Origin of the sequence: Desnuesiella massiliensis (assembly GCF_001403615.1) — a bacterium.
GTDB lineage: Bacteria > Bacillota > Clostridia > Clostridiales > Clostridiaceae > Desnuesiella > Desnuesiella massiliensis.
Genome location: NZ_LN879456.1, coordinates 304,740 through 322,991 on the forward strand (window position 1 = coordinate 304,740; position 18,252 = coordinate 322,991).

Annotated in this window: 17 protein-coding genes; 14 read left to right on the forward strand and 3 right to left on the reverse strand. The window is 30.8% G+C overall.

Going from position 1 to position 18,252, the window contains the following annotated elements:
* Positions 1-7 precede the first annotated feature (7 nt).
* Together BN2665_RS12140 and BN2665_RS12145 are read right to left on the reverse strand one after the other, a co-directional pair.
* Positions 8-1,363 carry a Mur ligase family protein gene (locus BN2665_RS12140; RefSeq protein WP_055667384.1) on the reverse strand — a complete coding sequence of 452 codons (1,356 nt, stop codon included), beginning with the start codon at positions 1,361-1,363 and terminating at the stop codon, positions 8-10.
* Between the two features lie 254 nt (positions 1,364-1,617).
* Positions 1,618-2,679, reverse strand: a complete 1,062-nt coding sequence (locus BN2665_RS12145; RefSeq protein WP_055667385.1) for a metallophosphoesterase family protein — start codon at positions 2,677-2,679, stop codon at positions 1,618-1,620.
* Between the two features lie 324 nt (positions 2,680-3,003).
* On the opposite strand from BN2665_RS12145, the gene BN2665_RS12150 reads away from it, so the two are divergent.
* Together BN2665_RS12150 and manA are read left to right on the forward strand one after the other, a co-directional pair.
* On the forward strand, positions 3,004-4,749 hold the full coding sequence (locus BN2665_RS12150) for a tetratricopeptide repeat protein (protein WP_055667386.1): 1,746 nt from the start codon (positions 3,004-3,006) through the stop codon (positions 4,747-4,749).
* Positions 4,750-4,926: 177 nt separating this feature from the next.
* Positions 4,927-5,907: a mannose-6-phosphate isomerase, class I gene (manA, locus tag BN2665_RS12155; RefSeq protein WP_055667387.1), complete on the forward strand. Its 981-nt coding sequence runs from the start codon at positions 4,927-4,929 to the stop codon at positions 5,905-5,907.
* A gap of 114 nt (positions 5,908-6,021) precedes the next feature.
* On the opposite strand, the gene tnpA is transcribed toward manA, so the two are convergent.
* Positions 6,022-6,498 (reverse strand): IS200/IS605 family transposase, encoded by a 477-nt coding sequence (tnpA, locus tag BN2665_RS12160; RefSeq protein WP_055667388.1) that lies wholly within the window; start codon positions 6,496-6,498, stop codon positions 6,022-6,024.
* A 407-nt stretch (positions 6,499-6,905) separates the two neighbouring features.
* On the opposite strand from tnpA, the gene pckA reads away from it, so the two are divergent.
* From pckA to BN2665_RS12220, 12 genes are all read left to right on the forward strand, one after another.
* A complete protein-coding gene (gene pckA / locus BN2665_RS12165) occupies positions 6,906-8,486 on the forward strand; it encodes a phosphoenolpyruvate carboxykinase (ATP) (RefSeq protein WP_055667389.1) in 1,581 nt (526 codons plus the stop codon).
* 83 nt (positions 8,487-8,569) lie between these two features.
* On the forward strand, positions 8,570-9,250 hold the full coding sequence (locus BN2665_RS12170) for a helix-turn-helix domain-containing protein (protein ID WP_055665086.1): 681 nt from the start codon (positions 8,570-8,572) through the stop codon (positions 9,248-9,250).
* Positions 9,251-9,252: 2 nt separating this feature from the next.
* Complete coding sequence (locus tag BN2665_RS12175; RefSeq protein WP_242865871.1) at positions 9,253-10,140, forward strand: IS3 family transposase; 888 nt, start codon at positions 9,253-9,255, stop codon at positions 10,138-10,140.
* Between the two features lie 174 nt (positions 10,141-10,314).
* On the forward strand, positions 10,315-11,424 hold the full coding sequence (locus BN2665_RS12180) for a transglutaminase domain-containing protein (protein WP_055667390.1): 1,110 nt from the start codon (positions 10,315-10,317) through the stop codon (positions 11,422-11,424).
* Between the two features lie 365 nt (positions 11,425-11,789).
* Positions 11,790-12,389 carry a superoxide dismutase gene (locus BN2665_RS12185; RefSeq protein ID WP_055667391.1) on the forward strand — a complete coding sequence of 200 codons (600 nt, stop codon included), beginning with the start codon at positions 11,790-11,792 and terminating at the stop codon, positions 12,387-12,389.
* A 45-nt stretch (positions 12,390-12,434) separates the two neighbouring features.
* Complete coding sequence (locus tag BN2665_RS27020; protein WP_154674938.1) at positions 12,435-12,581, forward strand: hypothetical protein; 147 nt, start codon at positions 12,435-12,437, stop codon at positions 12,579-12,581.
* Positions 12,582-13,063: 482 nt separating this feature from the next.
* Complete coding sequence (locus tag BN2665_RS12195) at positions 13,064-13,387, forward strand: thioredoxin family protein (protein ID WP_055667393.1); 324 nt, start codon at positions 13,064-13,066, stop codon at positions 13,385-13,387.
* A gap of 125 nt (positions 13,388-13,512) precedes the next feature.
* Positions 13,513-14,337 (forward strand): undecaprenyl-diphosphate phosphatase, encoded by an 825-nt coding sequence (locus BN2665_RS12200; RefSeq protein WP_055667394.1) that lies wholly within the window; start codon positions 13,513-13,515, stop codon positions 14,335-14,337.
* Between the two features lie 294 nt (positions 14,338-14,631).
* Positions 14,632-15,729 carry a 6-phosphofructokinase gene (locus BN2665_RS12205; protein ID WP_055667395.1) on the forward strand — a complete coding sequence of 366 codons (1,098 nt, stop codon included), beginning with the start codon at positions 14,632-14,634 and terminating at the stop codon, positions 15,727-15,729.
* A 161-nt stretch (positions 15,730-15,890) separates the two neighbouring features.
* A complete protein-coding gene (locus BN2665_RS12210) occupies positions 15,891-16,670 on the forward strand; it encodes a serine hydrolase (RefSeq protein ID WP_055667396.1) in 780 nt (259 codons plus the stop codon).
* Between the two features lie 201 nt (positions 16,671-16,871).
* Positions 16,872-17,795 carry an aspartate carbamoyltransferase gene (gene pyrB, locus BN2665_RS12215; protein WP_055668386.1) on the forward strand — a complete coding sequence of 308 codons (924 nt, stop codon included), beginning with the start codon at positions 16,872-16,874 and terminating at the stop codon, positions 17,793-17,795.
* Position 17,796: 1 nt separating this feature from the next.
* A complete protein-coding gene (locus tag BN2665_RS12220) occupies positions 17,797-18,228 on the forward strand; it encodes an aspartate carbamoyltransferase regulatory subunit (RefSeq protein ID WP_055667397.1) in 432 nt (143 codons plus the stop codon).
* Positions 18,229-18,252: the final 24 nt, after the last annotated feature.

Genomic DNA, 18,252 nt, shown 5'->3' on the forward strand with positions numbered 1-18,252 from the left:
CCTTTAATTACCACAATTTTTGTATATATCCCTTTGAATATAATGATTTTCTAAAATTAATCATTGCAGTATAAGTTGCAAGTATATATATAGTTTGGTTAGAAGAACTTTTTATAGAGTCTAAAAGGTCATCAAAATCTTCTTTGATTATAAATTTGCTTTCTTCAAGACCAGCTATTTTAAGTCTTACAGCCATATCATAAGTCCTTAATCCAGATATGAATATTTGGTCTATATTTAAATTTTTGATCTTTTCAAAGTTAACATCCCAAATCCAAGAAACATCCCTGCCATCTGCATAATTATCATTTAACATAAAAGCAGCTCCTATTTTTTTATCATTTAGGCATAGAGTATCGATGGCTTGGTTATAACCGGCAGGATTTTTTACAAGAACGATTTTTACTTCCTTACCATCTATATGTATAGTTTCTTGCCTTCCAAAGCTGGATTTTTGGTTTTCTAAAGCAGAATAGATAATTTTATCATCTATATTATATATCTTTGCAATAGAATAAGCGCATAAGGCGTTATATATGTTATAAACTCCAGGCTGGTTTATTAAAAATTCTCTGTGATTTATTTTTACCTCAGAAAATTCAGCATTAATATCCTTTATAGAGTTTACTGAAAAATTCAGTAAAGGTCTCTTATATCCGCAATTGGAGCAGTAAAAGTTTCCTAGATGATTATAAGTAACAAACTCGTAATCATAAGGAGCTTTGCAGCATTTGCAAAATTTCGCATCAGCGTTTATCTCTACTTCCTTAGAATCATTTATAGGTGTTTCGAATCCATAATAAAAGCTTTGATTTTTGAGCTCTAAATTGCCTAATAAGGACTCATCGCCATTAAGTACTAATTTGGAGCTTGGTGATTTATTAATACCCTCCAATATTTTATTTAGAGTAGTGTATACTTCTCCATACCTATCTAGCTGATCTCTAAATAGATTAGTGATGGTTATTACTTCAGGATACAAATACTCTGTAATAAACTTAACATTAGCCTCATCTACCTCTATTACTGCATACTTTATTTCTTTTTTATTGAAGCTATAATTTTCTATAAAACAACTAACAATGCCTGGCAGCATATTTGCTCCAGTGCTATTGGTAATAGTGTTAAATCCATTTTCTTTAAAAATATTATATATCATACTGGTAGTAGTGGTTTTACCATTAGTGCCGGTTATAAGTATAACTTTATACTTTTTACTTATATCTTTTAGTATGCTAGGTGACAATTTTAATGCAACCCTTCCTGGAAAATTGCTTCCACCTTTTAAAAATTTTTGAGAAATCCTTAACACCGTTTTTGAAACTATTATGCTAAATATCGTTCTAATATTTATTTTAGACACCACCTTAGAGAATTTACTTTGGCATCTCCCCAAAAATAGCTAGTCAGTTTACTCGTCTATTTTGCGTAATACTGCGTCCACTATTAATTTGCATTAAAAGAGTTACTATAAAGTTGCGCTCTTTCCGCAGGACACCTGCGTTCCGCGCAAAAGTAACTCTATATTAATGCAAATTAATATTAGAACCCACTAATAGCTCCACTATTAATGGAACCTGTGTCCTTGTCTTACGCAAAATATCTTCGCATCTTTGACTAGTTATTTTTTTTACGATGCCTTAATTGAATAAAATTAAATTTATCACTTACTTTAAAATTGTCTGTGCTTAGTTTGTCCAGAGCTTTTTTCATTTCATCCCCTAATAGTAGAGAAGGATAAAATACTCCTTTGTTTTCATTAAGCCTATAAGGGTAAGCTTTTATTCCAATAGAAACTAAGTTTTTACCAGAAAACACAAAGCTTAATTGATATAAGTAATTTTCATTAATATTCATATAAGAATTTTTTATATTACTAAAAATTGTATTGTTAGATTTAATTATAAACCTATTTTTATATTTTTCGATAGAGTTGTTTTTATAATTATTTAATATAACTACATCGCTGCCGATGTCAATAGAATACTTTAAGATTTTTTCAATATCAGCATCCTCTGAAAAATTTTTAGCATTAAAAATAACTATAATAGCATCGTTATTTTTTTTGGATTCGTTTATATCCTTAGACAATTTATCAATAAATTCATAAGTATAATTTAAAAAGTCAAAAGTAATAAATTTTAATTTGCTGCCATTACTTTGGATTCCCCAATTATAATTACTGAGTAAATAGTTAGTACCATTGCTTTCTAAAGTCTCTTTTATGTTAATAAACTCTTTGTTATCTGTATTTAAAAAGTTTAAAAGGTCAATAGATTGATCCTTTAAATATTTAAATAATACAGAGGTGTTTTGATACTTATTATCCTCGCCATAAAAAATCATAGAGGACAAGGAAATGGTATCATTTGATAAAATTTGAGATATTTCGTTAAGTCCATTTATACCATATAAGAAACCTTCATCCAAGGGTGATTTAGAATTATAATTGATATTACCACCTAGAGTTATGAATATTTCAGATAAGGGAGATGTACTTTTTTCTTTAGTGTTTGAGAATTTGTTAGAAAGCTCATAGGAATACTTTTTAAAAAATATACTTAGATTTTCTAGCAGATATTTACCCTTAAAATCCTTTTTTGCACTATAAAATCCAAGAGAAAAAAACAGAATTAAAGCTAGAATAAAAAGGAGAATTAAGGTTTTCCTTTTCTTCACTTAAGTACCCTCCTGCATTCCTTATTGGCACGCAACAATTATCAATTGTCGCGCTTCCAGTATTCTTATTGTGCATCCTCATATTATTTACATAGAGAATCATTTAATAAGTATACCACAAACTAATGCACAATGCATAATGGATCCTATGGGAAAATTTAATACTATATGTAGAAAAAATTCGCTTTCTAAGAAATTTATACTATAGCATTTAAGAGGATTATTTGATAAAATGGTCATATATATTTTTATGACTATTTTAAATTATTGACAATTTTATATTTATTTATATTAGGTTGTTTTACATATTTAATGAGGTGTAATATGATTAAAAAATATTTTAATGATATAAAGCATAGAGGATTGTTTAAATCAAAGATTTTATTCCCATTAGCAGGAATAGTACTAGCCTGTACTGTGAGTTTACCAACTATTTACATGAGCAGTAATAGGGTTAGAGAAGAGAAGATTACTATTGCTGATAATGTAGCAGAGCAATATTTTTATGAAGTAAATTATACCAAAGCTATAGAGGAGTATGAAAAGCTTTTAGAAATTGATGATTCTCCAATATGGTTAGTAAAAATATCTGAAATATATTCTGTACAAGCATCCTTAGAAGACTCTAGAAATTTTATTTCTAGAGCTAAAGAATTAAGAAATAATCAGATAAAAGATGGTATTGTAACTAAGAAAGAAGATTTCAAAGAAAAGGATTCTGATTTATTAAATTATATTATTTTTACTGAATTTATGAATAAGGATTATGAAGCTTCATTAAAGGATGGTGAGGAAGCCTTAAATCTTTATCCAACAAATAAGAATATAATCAAGACTATGTTTACTGTATATATGGCTAATAAGCAAATAGATAAAGCTAAGGCTTTAATTTCATCTTATCCTTTGGATAAAGAATCAGCCTATGACATGGCAGAATACGCTAGAATGCTTACTATAGTTGATAAATGGAATGAAGCTTTTGATTATTTGAAAGAGGCTTGGAACAAAGATAAGGATGAATATAAGGTTTTTGATTTTATTGCTCAAATTGCTGCTTACAATAAGGATTCTTTGATTGAGAAAATAACAACCTTAATTAATAAAAATCCTTCTGAGACCTCCTATAAAATGTGGTTAGCTAAGATTTATTCAATGAAAAGCGAAACCTCAGAAGAGGCTACTAAGATATTGGAAGAGGTAAAAGATAGGGATATAGGGAAGATAGAACCTAGTCTTATTAGAGCTTCAATACTTCAAAACACAAAGGAACCTGAAGCGGCAGATGAAATGATAGATAGGATTATTTCTGATAATAATTCAGATTACAGAGTCCTTCATACTGCAGCCTGGTATTATTTTAATAAAAAAAATTACACGGTGGCCTTAAATTATTGTAAACAATCTATATTAAAAAATAAGAACTATCCAGACAATTATGGTTTTTTAATGCCAGAGATCATGAAGGCTATGAATAAAAGTCATGAAGGAGAGCCTTATTTTAGGACAGCCATGAGAAAAGAACCCTATAATTACAATATTATGGTTAACATAGCAAATTATTATTGGCACACTACTCAAGATAGTGACAAAGCTCTAGAGTATTTTAAATTTGCAGAAATGATAAAGCCTAACGATGGTGAAGTAAAATATAATATGGCAATGATTCATATCAATAATAAAAGAGAAGATGATGCTATTAGCTTGTTAAAAGAGTGTATAAAGATAGATGAGTCTGTACCAAAATATCATAGGACCTTAGGTACATTATATATGATTAAAGGCAATATGAATGAGGGAATTAAAGAGACCAGAGCTGCTTATCAAGCAGATAAGAATGACATATTAAATTTAAATAATGCAGGTATATATTATATTACTGTTGAAGAAAACTTAGATAGAGGTTTCTATAATATAAAAAGAGCTTATGAAAGCATAGTGGAAGAAACAGATAAATATACTAAGGATGTAATAACTGAAAATTATAATAAAGCTAAGACTTTAGTTGATTCCTTTAATAACAGCAGTGGAAATGAAAATTTAAAGGTACCTGATTTTACTTTGTTCTATTGATGTTTATTGGTTATGGCTGAAAGAATATGATTATAATATAAAATTTAGAGATTATAAATCCCTTGCAGCTTTAGTGAGGGATTTTAAATTTGAACCATTAGGCTTTTTAAAATATACCATAAAAAGTCATATAGTTGATAATATATAAGTTACACTAATTATAGGAGAGTGATATTAATGTATCCTTTAAAATTTAATAATATTTATTTTGATAAAATTTGGGGAGGTAGAGATTTAGAAATATTTAGAGATAATCTGCCTGAAGGTAACATAGGAGAAAGCTGGGATATTGCTTGCCATCCTCATGGTACAGGCATAGTTTCAAATGGGGATTATAAAGGTAAATCTTTAAAAGAATTAATTGAAAAAGAGAAGGAAAAAGTTGTAGGTACTGAAATATCTTTAGATAGATTTCCGCTTTTAGTAAAATTGATTAATGCAAAGGATAAGCTTTCTGTTCAAGTGCATCCTGATGATGAGTATGGCTATAGGGTAGAGGGAGAACCTGGGAAAACAGAAGTGTGGTATGTGTTAGAAGCCTTTGAAGGAGCTAACTTGGTTGTGGGAACAAAGGATTGTACTAAAGAACAGTTTGTAGAAGCTATTAAAAAAGGCTCCTTTGACCAATATATGAATAGAATAGAGGTTAAGAAAGGAGAGGTTTTTTTTGTTAAAAGTGGGTTAGTACATGCTATCGGTGAAGGAGTAATAATTGCTGAAATACAGCAAAATAGTGATACAACCTATAGGGTATATGACTATAATAGAGGGAGAGAATTACATATAGATAAGGCATTAGAAACCATAGATTTCTCATTAAAGGGAGGAAAGAGCAAAGGTATTAAAGTAGAATATCCTGGGTACACTAAAACTTATTTTTGTCTCTGTGAACATTTTGCACTAGAAAAATTTGATATAACTAATAATTTAAAAGATATAAGTGATAAAGAACGTTTTTATATACTTACTTGTACTGAAGGACATGGAAAAATAGTATATGATGAAGGTGAACTCAACATAGTAAAGGGAGAGAGTGTGTTAATACCTGCAACTCTTGGTCAGTATAGTATAAAAGGAAATTTATCAGTTTTAAAGAGTTATGTGCCTAATATTGAAAAAGTAGAAAAAGAAATTTTAGAGTCATGTACCACCAGCTGAGCTGGTGGCTTGATTAAGCCCTATAAGGGCATGGTACTGGCGGCGCTACTCGCGCTCTAAAAAAACCGCCAATCGCAAAACTTTTACAGCGGCCACCCTCGTTGGGTGGCTTTTTTATTTGCTACCTTTTGCTGGCTCGCCCGTGAACGGGTCAATATATTCTTTCATACTTATCTGTTCTGCTATTTGATCTTCTTGAAGTTGATTTTGTATATATTTTGCAACTGCAGTTTTATTTCTTCCAACTGTATCTACATAATATCCTCTGCACCAAAAATGTCTGTTACCATATTTATATTTTAAATTTGCAAATCTATCAAAAATCATCAAGCTACTTTTCCCTTTTAATATTCCCATGAATTTTGATACACTCATTTTTGGTGGAATACTTACCAGCATATGTACATGATCTGGACATGCATTTGCTTCTATTATCTCTACTCCATTTCTTATACATATCTCTCGTAGTATCTTGCCGATTTCTCCTTTATATTTCCCATATATTATCTGTCTTCTATACTTTGGTGCAAATACTATATGATATTGACACCTCCATTTTGTATGTGTTAAGCTTTCTATGTCGTTACCCATACGACACACCTCCTATGATATTTTGTTTTGCGATTGTCAGTCGCTTTCATTTTATCATAGGAGTTTTTTTGTTCAGAGCTAAAGCCATTTTATCCACTGGCATAGCCAGTGGTTATCAAAGCAAAATATAAGAGCATAATGCTTCAAAGAGCATTATGCTCTTTTGAATTTCATAATTGTGGGAAATGCAAATTATATAACTTTTAATATAAATAATATACTCTATATACATTTAAAGTGTATACTTATGAAAGAAAGCATTCTAAAATGACTCAAAACTACGGAAGTATAAAATATTTCTTGCAATTTTCTGCATAATATGGCATAATGAAATAAGAGCACTGAGTAAAGGATTTCATGAGAAAATGAAGGAATTTATTCAGATAATATATTTTGGGGGGAAAATCATGGGGGATAATTTGAATATTAAAGCGAAAGAAATCTATACGAATTTAACAGTATCAGAATTAGTAGAACATGCGCTACAAAGAGGAGAAGGAATTCTAAGCGATAATGGAGCTTTAGTAATTCATACAGGAAAATATACTGGAAGGTCACCTAAGGATAGATTTATAGTTAAACAAAGCAGTATTGAAGAAAATATCAACTGGGGTGATGTTAATATCGCAATATCCGAAGAAGTTTTTGACAACTTGTATGGTAAAGTAACAAAATACTTACAAGATAAAGAACTTTTTGTATTTCAAGGATATGTAGGAGCAGAAGAAAAATATAGATTGCCTATTAAGGTTGTTTGTGAATATGCCTCTCAAGCATTGTTTTCAAATCAAATGTTTATAAGAAAAGATAAGAATGAAAAACATGTTGCAGAGTTTACAGTTATATCTGCTCCAGGATTTAAAGCTGAAGGAAAAGCAGATGGAATTAATTCAGAAGCTTTTATTATAATAAATTTTGATAAGAAAATTGTTTTAATAGGTGGAACTCAATATTCAGGAGAAATTAAAAAGTCTATGTTCTCAATTATGAACTTTCTATTACCTTTAAAAGGTGTATTTCCAATGCATTGTTCGGCTAACATAGGAAAAGAAAATGATGTAGCAGTTTTCTTTGGACTATCTGGAACAGGCAAAACCACCTTATCAGCAGACCCTCAAAGGAGATTAATCGGGGATGACGAACATGGTTGGCATGAAGATGGAGTGTTTAATTTTGAAGGTGGATGTTATGCAAAAGCTATTAATTTAGATCCTGAGAAAGAAAAAGATATTTATAATGCAATAAAGTTTGGAACAGTTCTAGAAAATGTGGTTCTTGATGAAAATAGATGTCCAGATTATGAGGATGGTACTTTAACAGAAAATACAAGAGCAGCGTATCCTATAAATCATATAACTAATATAGAGATAAGTGGTAAGGGTGGAGTACCAAATATCATAATATTTTTAACTGCAGATGCCTTTGGGGTATTGCCTCCTATATCAAAATTAGATAAAAACTCTGCAATGTATCATTTTATGTCAGGGTATACTAGCAAAGTAGCAGGAACAGAAAGAGGAATAAAGGAGCCTCAAGCAACTTTCTCAGCTTGTTTTGGAGAACCTTTTATGTTAATGAATCCTTCTGTGTACGCTAAGCTATTAGGAGAGAAAATTGAAAAACACAATACTCAAGTATACTTAATAAATACAGGATGGATTGGTGGTCCTTATGGAATTGGAAAGAGAATAAATATACCTTATACAAGAGCCATGGTAACTGCTGCTATTGAAGGAAAGCTTGAAAATGTTCAGTGGACTGAGCATCCAATATTTAAGGTTTTAATGCCTGAAGAATGTGAAGGAGTTCCATCGGAACTGCTAAATCCAGTTAACCTTTGGGAAAATAAAGAAAATTATAATAGCAAGGCCTTAGAATTAGCAAATAAATTTAATGAAAACTTTAAAAAATTTAAGGCTGTTACAGAGGATATAAGAAATGCTGGTCCAGAAGCAAATAAAGATTTATTAGAATACGCTATGGTATAAGAGCTTGCAGATTGATATGCTCCCCTTGTAGTAGACAGTTTAAGTAATAAAAACTGTTTACCACAGAGGGGAGCGTATTTTTTATGGGAAGAAAAGATAAAATATCACCTGAATTAAAAATACAGGCAGTAATAGAGTATATGAATGGCGATGGCTCGTTTCAGTCAATTGCTCGTAAATATGGTGTAAGTCGTACACCTTTTCGTAAATGGGTTGCTAAATATAAGGCTCAAGGTGAAACGGCATTTATTAACAATGAGAGAAATAACTCATATTCTTCTGCGTTTAAAGAAATGGTTGTTCAATCCTACTTAAGTGGAGAAGGTTCACTCCAAGATATTGCCGTAAAATACAAAATTCCAGGTCAAGATACTGTCAGGCAATGGGTTATGAAGTATAATGGTCATGAGGAGTTAAAGGCTTCTGGAACAGGAGGAACTATCATGACCAAAGGACGCAAAACAACTTACAATGAAAGAATTGAAATAGTTAAATACTGTATTGAGAACAATAGCAATTACGCAGAGACAGCGCAGAAATATAAGGTATCATATCAGCAAGTTTATGCATGGACAACAAAATATGAGAAAGATGGCATAGAAGCGCTTCTGGACAGAAGGGGTAAAAGAAAGCCTGAGGGTGAAATGTCTGAACTTGAGAAGTTAAGAGCGCAGAACAAGCTTCTTGAAGCTGAGAATAAAAGGCAACAGATGGAGATAGATTTCTTAAAAAAACTCAAGGAAATAGAAAGGGGGCGGTTCTGAGCCTGGTTAAACAGGAGACAGTATACATGGCTATTAAGATGCTTTCAAAACAAAGCCACTATCCTGTTTCGGTTTTGTGTGAGATTGCTAAAATCAACAGATCAGCTTACTATAAATGGCTTCATAGGAAGAAAAGCCAGAATGAACTTCAAAACGAAAATCTCCTTATTCTTATTAAGGAAGCTTATGAGGAGAAAGACGGTATACTTGGTTACAGGCAGATAACTATAAAACTTCGTCGTGAACATAACCTTAAGGTAAACTATAAACGCATATATCGTCTTATGAAAATAGTTGGGCTGAAATCAGTATGTAGGAAAAAGAAATATAACTACCTAAAATCAACTCCTGAAGTTACAGCTGAAAATGTACTAAACCGAGATTTTAAGGCAGAAAATATCTTTGAGAAATGGCTCACGGATATAACAGAATTCAAGTATGGTGATGGAAAAAAAGCATACTTAAGTGCAATCCTTGACCTTGGGGATAGAAGCATAGTATCTTATGTCATTGGTCATTCAAACAATAATGCTCTTGTGTTTGAAACCTTTGACTTAGCAGTTGCAGCCTATCCTAATGTAAAACCCATCTTTCATAGCGATCGTGGATTCCAATATACCAGCAAAATATTTAAGTCAAAGCTAGATAAGGCTGGAATGATACAAAGTATGTCAAGGGTATCTCGCTGCATAGATAATGGCCCTATGGAGGGATTCTGGGGAATTTTAAAATCTGAGATGTACTACTTGCATAAGTTTAATGACTATGAGAGTTTGAAGAAAGCTATTGAAGCATACATAGACTACTATAATAATAAGCGTTACCAGAAGCGCTTAAACTGTATGACACCGCTGGAATACCGTAGGTATCTTCTTGGTATCTCATCATAAAAAAGTACCAACCTTCTTGGTTGGCACTTTACTAATTTTTTTATTTTTTTCACTGTCTACTTGACAGGGAGCAGTTCAGATTGCAGGCTCTTTTTCTATAGGATTAATGACTTTGCTTCTATTATAGTGTATAATTAAATATAGTTAGAATTTTTTAAGAAAAGAGGTCGTATCATGGCTAAAGCAGGGCTTAGAAAATTTATATTTATAATTTTTATCATGATTTTTGCTATAACAATGGTTAGCTGCAAAAATGGCATAAGTAAAGATAAAGGTATGTTTGTTACACAATGGAATAACATCTATGAAGGAAAGAATATAAGATTTTATTATGAAGATTCAAAAAGTACATATATGCAAAATTTAAATACAAAATATGATCTGGATAATAAAGTTAAAGACAGTAAGGATGACCTTGAAAAAGCACTAAAGATTAAGGAATGGGTTCATACATTACTTCAATATAACAAGGGGACTTTTATAGGGAAAGAAGATGCTATTTCTATATTAGAAGCTACTAAGGACTCAAAAAAAGCCTCTGATAGGGATTTTGCTATAGTATATTCTGAGACTTTAAGTTCCATAGGAGTTTATAGTAGAATAGGAGAGTTTAGAGCTAAGGATAGTCAATTTCAAAAGGAAGGATCTTTGTACATATGTGAAGTATGGAACGAGGCTCAGAAAAAATGGATGGCCATAGATATAGCAAACAATTGCTATTATGAAGGCAAGGATGGCTTTTTAAGTGCAGCGGAGGTAATGGACAAAGGTCTAGGAGGAGCTAAGCTTATAGGAGTTAAAGATGCTAAGAAATATATATCTAAAAATAATAAATTTTTCTATTCCTATACTATTTCTATAGATAATACTAAAGCTATAAATAAAAAAAGCAACTCCTTTATTACCTATATTCCATCTAATACATTACCTGAAATAAAAATACTCAATAAGTATGTAGAGCCTACCATATTTGTTAATAAGCTTGATATATTTAAAGGTTCTCCTAAAATAGAGTATAAAGATGATAAAAGCGATACTTTAGCTACTTTAATTCTAATGAAGAAGGATCCTAAGGAAGATAAGGATGGCAATTTGAATTTTGTTTTAGGAGCGTTTAAAGATAGTGCTATGATAAAGGAGTATTATGTAAGTATTAATGGCTCAGAAATGTCCAAGGTAAATAAGTATATTGATGTAGCTATTAAAGAGGGTAAAAATATCATAGTCTTATCGGAAGACGGGAAAACTATAGTAAGACAAATTATAATAGAATATAAAAAATAATATTTAATATAATATATATACCCTAGAGTGATTTAATTATCACTCTAGGGTATATTTTATGGATCAGTTTAATTTCGTCTTTTACGTATCTAGCAAAATCTAAGGTGGATAAAACTACTGCAGCAGCATCATTTGAAATAAGAGAACAATCTGAAAGCGTTAAAGGGTCTACTATTAAAGGGTTTTTATCGGATACTATATTAATATATTGGTAATAATTAAAAAAATATATTAATTAATATTGATTATTAATATCAATTGTGATAGTATATAGATAAGAAATAATTGTCAAAGAAAAATACTAATAAAAGATGACATGTAAGAACTACATATTAAATAAGTGATTAAATTTGGAGGTAATAATAATGAAACACGAACTACCAAAACTAAAATATGAATATAATGCTTTAGAACCACATATAGATGAGATGACAATGAATATACATCATAGCAAGCATCATGCAGCCTATGTAAACAACTTAAACTCAGCGTTGGAGAAATATCCTGAGTTACAAGAGAAATCCATAGAAGAATTATTAACATCCTTAGAACTGATACCAGAGGAAATAAGAACTATAGTTAGAAATAATGGAGGAGGACATTTTAACCATAGCTTATTCTGGAATATACTTGGTCCAAACAAAGGAGAGGAACCAAAGGGTATACTACTAGATAAAATTAATAAGGCCTTTGGAAGTTTTGAAAACTTCAAGAATGAATTTAATAAAGCAGCAGCTACTAGGTTTGGAAGTGGTTGGGCTTGGCTGGTAGTAGATAAAGAAGGTGAGTTAAAGGTTCTTTCTACTGCAAATCAAGATACTCCTCTTTCAGAAGGATTCAAGCCTATTCTAGGATTAGATGTTTGGGAGCATGCTTATTATTTAAAATATCAAAATAGAAGACCAGATTATATATCCGCATGGTGGAATGTGATTGATTGGGATATAGTTTCACAAAATTTATAAAATGAATAATTTTTAATCCTGCATAGAAATTCTTTGCAGGATTTTTTGTATATTTATGAGGAAACAGATTTTGAAGACATATGCTTTTTTGCTTCTAAGGTCACTACAGAGACTACTAAAGGAATTAAAATAAATGATATTAATACCAGGGCATTGGATATATTAAAACAAGCTATTAGTGGAAAGCTATAAGCATTAAAAACATAAAAGGGAATCCAATTGATATTTAGGCTTATATCATATAATCCTTTTGAAAAAAACATTAAAGTAGCAAGCCATATAATGATGTTTACGGAGAACACAGAAATTTGCTTTTGAAGGTTTTTATAGATGCTTGCTTCTGGAGAAGTAAATTTATATATCAAGGAGCAATATAAAATTAAGGAAGCTAGAAAAAATATGCTTCCATAAACTTTGCTTTCAAAGTTACCAAAAAGTATACCGAGAAAAAGAAAAGAGTAAAAAGTGATAAACCCAACGGAAAGATGTATAATAAATGAGATTAAATTATTTTTTAACATGTATACCACCTATTAAAGTATTTGTTATTAATATATATGTTGATATAAAATAGATATGATTGGTATACAGAGATTTTTTAATAAAATTATTTTAAAAATATTAATGGACTTATAGACCTATACATTTAACAACAAAGAAAGGAAGGTATCTATATGGATATTAACTTTATTGATAATGAAATTAAAACTAATAGAATAGTGGTACTATATTTTTCTTCAAAAAACTGCGGAGTTTGTAAAGTGATAAGACCTAAGCTAGTGGAGGTTTTAAAGAAATATCCTAACCTAAAATACATAAATATTGAAGAACATAATGAAAATATATCAATATTAGCTAACTACTCAGTTTTTACTTTTCCAGCTTTATTAGTTTTTACAGAAGGTAGTGAGGGATTAAGACAAGCCAGATTCATAGATCTATTTGAGTTTGAGGAATATATAAGTAGACTTTACAATATATTATATAAGGAAAAATAACCTTCATTACCAGTGCAATTCTTAAAGATTTCATAAATTTTATTTAGAAGCATAGACATTAGACTAGGAGACTTTTATAATGGATAGGTAGTACTAAGTGGAAAACAGAAAGTGAGTGAATAAGAATGTTATTATTACATGCCATAATTATAGCAATAGTAGAAGGAATTACTGAGTTTTTGCCAGTTTCTTCAACAGGACATATGATTATTGTTGGGGATATTATTAATTATAAAGCTACAGCAGGGGAAGCCTTTGTTGAAATGTTTGACGTGGTAATTCAATTGGGAGCCATTTTAGCCATTGTGGTGCTTTATTGGAAAAAGATCATGGATTCTTTGAAACATTTTAGCGAATACGGCTTTAAGCTTTGGACATCGATAATAGTAGCCTTTATACCATCGGCAGTTATAGGACTTTTACTTCATAGTACCATAAAGGCTAAGTTGTTTAACTCTTTGACTGTAGCTCTAGCTCTTGTTTTTGGAGGATTTATGATGATTTATTTTGAAAAGACCTACAGAAAAAGAGCTGTCACTAAAAAAATTGAGGATGTTAATGTGAAACAAGCGATAAAAATTGGATTATTCCAATGCTTGGCTTTATGGCCAGGTATGTCAAGATCAGCTTCTACAATAATGGGAGCCTGGATAAGTGGATTATCTAATGCAGCAGCAGCAGAGTTTTCGTTTTTTTTAGCTCTTCCAACTATGGTAGCTGCTTCAGGGTTAGAGTTAATAAAAACAGATTTCTCAGGTTTTAATAGTTCGCATTATATAGCACTGGCAGTAGGTTTTGTGGTAGCTTTTTTAGTAGCTTTAATAGTAGTAGACAAGTTTATCGCCTTCCTAAAAAGAAAGCCTATGAGGATTTTTGCTATATATAGAATTTTTATAGGAATTATCTTGATTATTTTAATATCTACAAAAGTAATTTCTTATGTACAATAATTTATTTTCTAAAACTCTTTAGATTGGTAAATCTAAAGAGTTTTTGCTTATACTTATATATAATTCTAAAATATTTTTAAATAAATTTATAAATGTTGAAGAAACTATTATTGAAAAATACTTTTGGATAACAATATATATGCTACACTAAAGGAGGAGATAAGACTAAAAAATATATCATATTTTTAAAAAAATAGTCATATTTAGAAGAATAACAAATTTTCACAGACCTTGTTCAATATAGTGAATTTTGAGTGTATAATTAAATAAAATAGAGCTTGGAGGGATTTGGATATGGCAGAAAAGATAAAAAAAATAGCACTATTGACCGGTGGCGGAGATTGCCCAGGTTTAAACGCAGTTATAAGAGCGGTAACAAGAACAGCGATTTTGCAGTATGGATATGAGGTTGTAGGATATAAATTTGGTTATAGAGGACTTTATAATAATGAGCTAATTCCATTAACTTTGGATACAGTTTCAGGTATACTTCATAGAGGCGGAACAATACTCTATAGCTCTAATAAAGATAATCTATTTGATTATACTGTAGAAGAAAACGGTGTTTCTGTAAAGAAAGACGTTTCAGACGTGGCGGTAGAGAATTTGAAGAAAGAAGGAATAGATGCTCTAGTAGTTATTGGAGGGGATGGAACCCTTACTAGTGCGAGAGATTTTGGCAGAAAAGGTGTAAATGTTGTCGGTGTTCCTAAAACTATAGATAATGATTTGGCAGCTACTGATGTAACTTTCGGCTTTAATACAGCTATAGATGTTGCTACAGAAGCTTTAGATAGATTGCATACTACAGCAGAGTCCCATCATAGAATAATGATATGTGAAGTTATGGGAAGAAATGCTGGATGGATAGCTTTAGAAGCTGGTATTGCGGGTTCAGCTGACGTAATCTTACTTCCTGAAATACCTTATGACATAAATAAAATAGTGGCAAAAATAAAAGAGAGACAAAAACAAGGTAAGGTATTTAGTATTATAGTAGTAGCAGAAGGAGCTAAATCTCTAGATGGTGAAGTGGTTGTAAATAAAGTGGTGGCCGATAGTCCAGATCCTATAAGATTAGGTGGTATTGCAAATAAATTAGCTTATGATTTAGAACAATTGATAAAAGATAATGAAATAAGAAGCACTATTTTAGGTCATATTCAAAGAGGTGGAAATACTTCAACTTATGATAGAATATTATCTACCAGATATGGAGTAGCCGCTGTTGAGTTAATAAATGAAGGTAAATTTGGAAATATGGTATGCTTAAAAGGAAATTCCATATCCTATGAAAGCTTAGAGAATGTTATTGGACATACAAAAAATGTAGATCCAAATGGTGAAATAGTAACTGTGGCTAGAAAAATTGGAATATCTTTCGGGGATTAATATTTAGGCACTAATTCTTATAGAATTAGTGCCTTTAATTAGGAAATGTTCTGCAAGAAAATATTCATAGTTTTTGAATATTTTTGAAAGCAATGTTTAACAATTGCATATTTTGTGATATTATTATCTTAGTAATATAAAAGAGAAAGCTGGAGGTAAAAATGAAGGAAATTAAGAGATACTTGGAATCCAGAATAGGACAATATAGTTTTTACTTTGAAGATTTAGATGGTGGATATATTTATGGTTTTAATGAAAACGTTAAAATGACTTCTGCAGGTTGTATGAAGCTCCCAGTAGCCATGGCGTTATTTAAAGAGATAGAAAATAATAAAATAAGTTTAGATACAAAGCTAAGTATTTGCGGAGATGATAAGGTATTTGGAACAGGAATAATTCATGAGTTTTGTGAGAGAGATTATACAGTTTTAGAGCTAGTAATAGCTATGCTAATTCAGAGTGATAATACAGCTGCAAATAAGATCATTGACGTGCTTGGCATTGAGAGAATTAATGAGATAATTAAAGACATGGGATTAAGTAATACTGAGTTAAACAGAAAAACAATGGACGAAAAGAATGTAAGAGATGTAGTAGAAAATTTAACTAGTAGCTTTGATTTATGTAAATGCTGGAAACACTTATATAAACATACATATTTAAGTGAAGAGCATAGCAATAAATTAATAGATATATTAAGAAGACAACAACTAAAAAATAAAGTAGCTTTCTATATACCTGAGAATTTTAAGCAAACTATAGCTAGTAAATCAGGAGATTTAGAAGGGATAGAAAATGATACTTCTATAATTCAAATCCCTAAGGGGAATTTTGCTTTTACAGTAATGTCAAAAGGTGTTCCTAATAATGTTTACGGAAATGTTACTGTGGCCAAGTGCGGTAAAATGGTTTGGGATATAATAAATAATGATTGGAAATAAAAAATATTGACAGCTATTATATTAAATGCTATGCTATATAGCAAGAAAGCCTTTAATTTGATCCTGAGAGGTCAATAAGGAATGTATAATGATGCTAGATTGTTATTTCATGTTGGTACAATTATGCCTTCCTTAAATAAGGAAGGCATTTTTTATATGCCCTTTAAATTTAACACTGTGATGTTAAAAAGGAGTGATTTTATGTTAAAAGGTAGACATTTATTAGATCCTATGGATTTTTCAATCCAAGAGACTTATGAAGTTCTTAAATTAGGAAAAGAAATTTCAAACAATCCTGAAAAATTTACTCATCTCTGTGATGGCAAAATTTTAGCCACACTCTTCTATGAACCAAGCACTCGTACCAGATTTAGTTTCGAGGCAGCAATGCTTAGACTAGGCGGTAGTGTCATAGGCTTTTCTGAGCCGAGCTCTAGCTCTGTAGCCAAAGGTGAAAGCATTGCTGATACCATTAGAACTGTTGCGTGCTATGCAGATATTGTGGCTATGAGACATCCTAAAGAAGGCTCTGCAAGAGTAGCCTCTCTATATTCAGAAGTTCCAGTAATTAATGCAGGGGATGGAGGACACCAACATCCTACTCAAACCTTAACGGATTTATTGACTATAAATTGCGTAAAAGGAGATTTATCTAATAAAGTAATTGGTGTGTGTGGAGATTTAAAGTTTGGTAGAACAGTTCATTCATTAATAAAAGCAATGTCAAGGTATGAAAATAATAAATTTATCCTCATCTCGCCTAAAGAATTGAGCGTTCCAGATTATATAACAAAAGAAATATTAACAAAGAATAACATAGAGTTTTTAGAAGTTGAAAAGATTGATGATGTTATAGGACAACTGGATATTTTATATATGACAAGAGTTCAAAGGGAAAGATTTTTTAATGAAGAAGAATATTTAAGGCTTAAGGACAGCTATATATTAGATGCCGCAAAAATGAAGAATGCAAAAGAGGATATGATGATATTACACCCCCTACCTAGGGTTAATGAAATAGCATACGAAGTAGATGTAGATCCTAGAGCTTGCTATTTTAAACAAGCTAAATATGGAATGTATGTTAGAATGGCTTTGATACTAAAACTCTTGGGGGTGAAATAATATGGTTACCATTAATAGCATAAAAAAGGGTATAGTCATAGATCATATTCAAGCGGGATTAGGAATTAAGATCTTTAATTATCTCAAATTGGATAAGGCTAATTATACTGTGGCTCTGATAATGAATGCACCTAGTTCAAAGCTAGGTAAAAAAGACATAATAAAAATAGAGAATGAACTAGATATAGATTATACGGTACTAGGATTATTAGATCCTTCTATAACTATAAATATTATAGACAGGGAAAATATAGTTGAAAAGCTAAAGTTAGAGCTGCCTAGTAAGGTAGAAAATATAATAAAATGCAAGAACCCAAGATGTGTAACAACTATAGAATCTAATATTTCACAGGAATTTTATTTAGCAGATAGAGAGAAAGTTGAATATAGATGCTGCTACTGTGATGAAGTCGCAATGATATCAGAAATATAAAAAGTAAAATAAGCAGTTTGGAGG

Excerpts from the sequence above, each read along its gene's own strand:
- BN2665_RS12150 (WP_055667386.1), top strand. The coding sequence starts at position 3,004 with ATGATTAAAAAATATTTTAATGATATAAAGCATAGAGGATTGTTTAAA.
- manA (WP_055667387.1), top strand. The coding sequence starts at position 4,927 with ATGTATCCTTTAAAATTTAATAATATTTATTTTGATAAAATTTGGGGA.
- tnpA (WP_055667388.1), bottom strand. The coding sequence starts at position 6,498 with ATGGGTAACGACATAGAAAGCTTAACACATACAAAATGGAGGTGTCAA.
- pckA (WP_055667389.1), top strand. The coding sequence starts at position 6,906 with ATGGGGGATAATTTGAATATTAAAGCGAAAGAAATCTATACGAATTTA.
- BN2665_RS12170 (WP_055665086.1), top strand. The coding sequence starts at position 8,570 with ATGGGAAGAAAAGATAAAATATCACCTGAATTAAAAATACAGGCAGTA.
- BN2665_RS12180 (WP_055667390.1), top strand. The coding sequence starts at position 10,315 with ATGGCTAAAGCAGGGCTTAGAAAATTTATATTTATAATTTTTATCATG.
- BN2665_RS12185 (WP_055667391.1), top strand. The coding sequence starts at position 11,790 with ATGAAACACGAACTACCAAAACTAAAATATGAATATAATGCTTTAGAA.
- BN2665_RS12195 (WP_055667393.1), top strand. The coding sequence starts at position 13,064 with ATGGATATTAACTTTATTGATAATGAAATTAAAACTAATAGAATAGTG.
- BN2665_RS12200 (WP_055667394.1), top strand. The coding sequence starts at position 13,513 with ATGTTATTATTACATGCCATAATTATAGCAATAGTAGAAGGAATTACT.
- BN2665_RS12205 (WP_055667395.1), top strand. The coding sequence starts at position 14,632 with ATGGCAGAAAAGATAAAAAAAATAGCACTATTGACCGGTGGCGGAGAT.
- BN2665_RS12210 (WP_055667396.1), top strand. The coding sequence starts at position 15,891 with ATGAAGGAAATTAAGAGATACTTGGAATCCAGAATAGGACAATATAGT.
- pyrB (WP_055668386.1), top strand. The coding sequence starts at position 16,872 with ATGTTAAAAGGTAGACATTTATTAGATCCTATGGATTTTTCAATCCAA.
- BN2665_RS12220 (WP_055667397.1), top strand. The coding sequence starts at position 17,797 with ATGGTTACCATTAATAGCATAAAAAAGGGTATAGTCATAGATCATATT.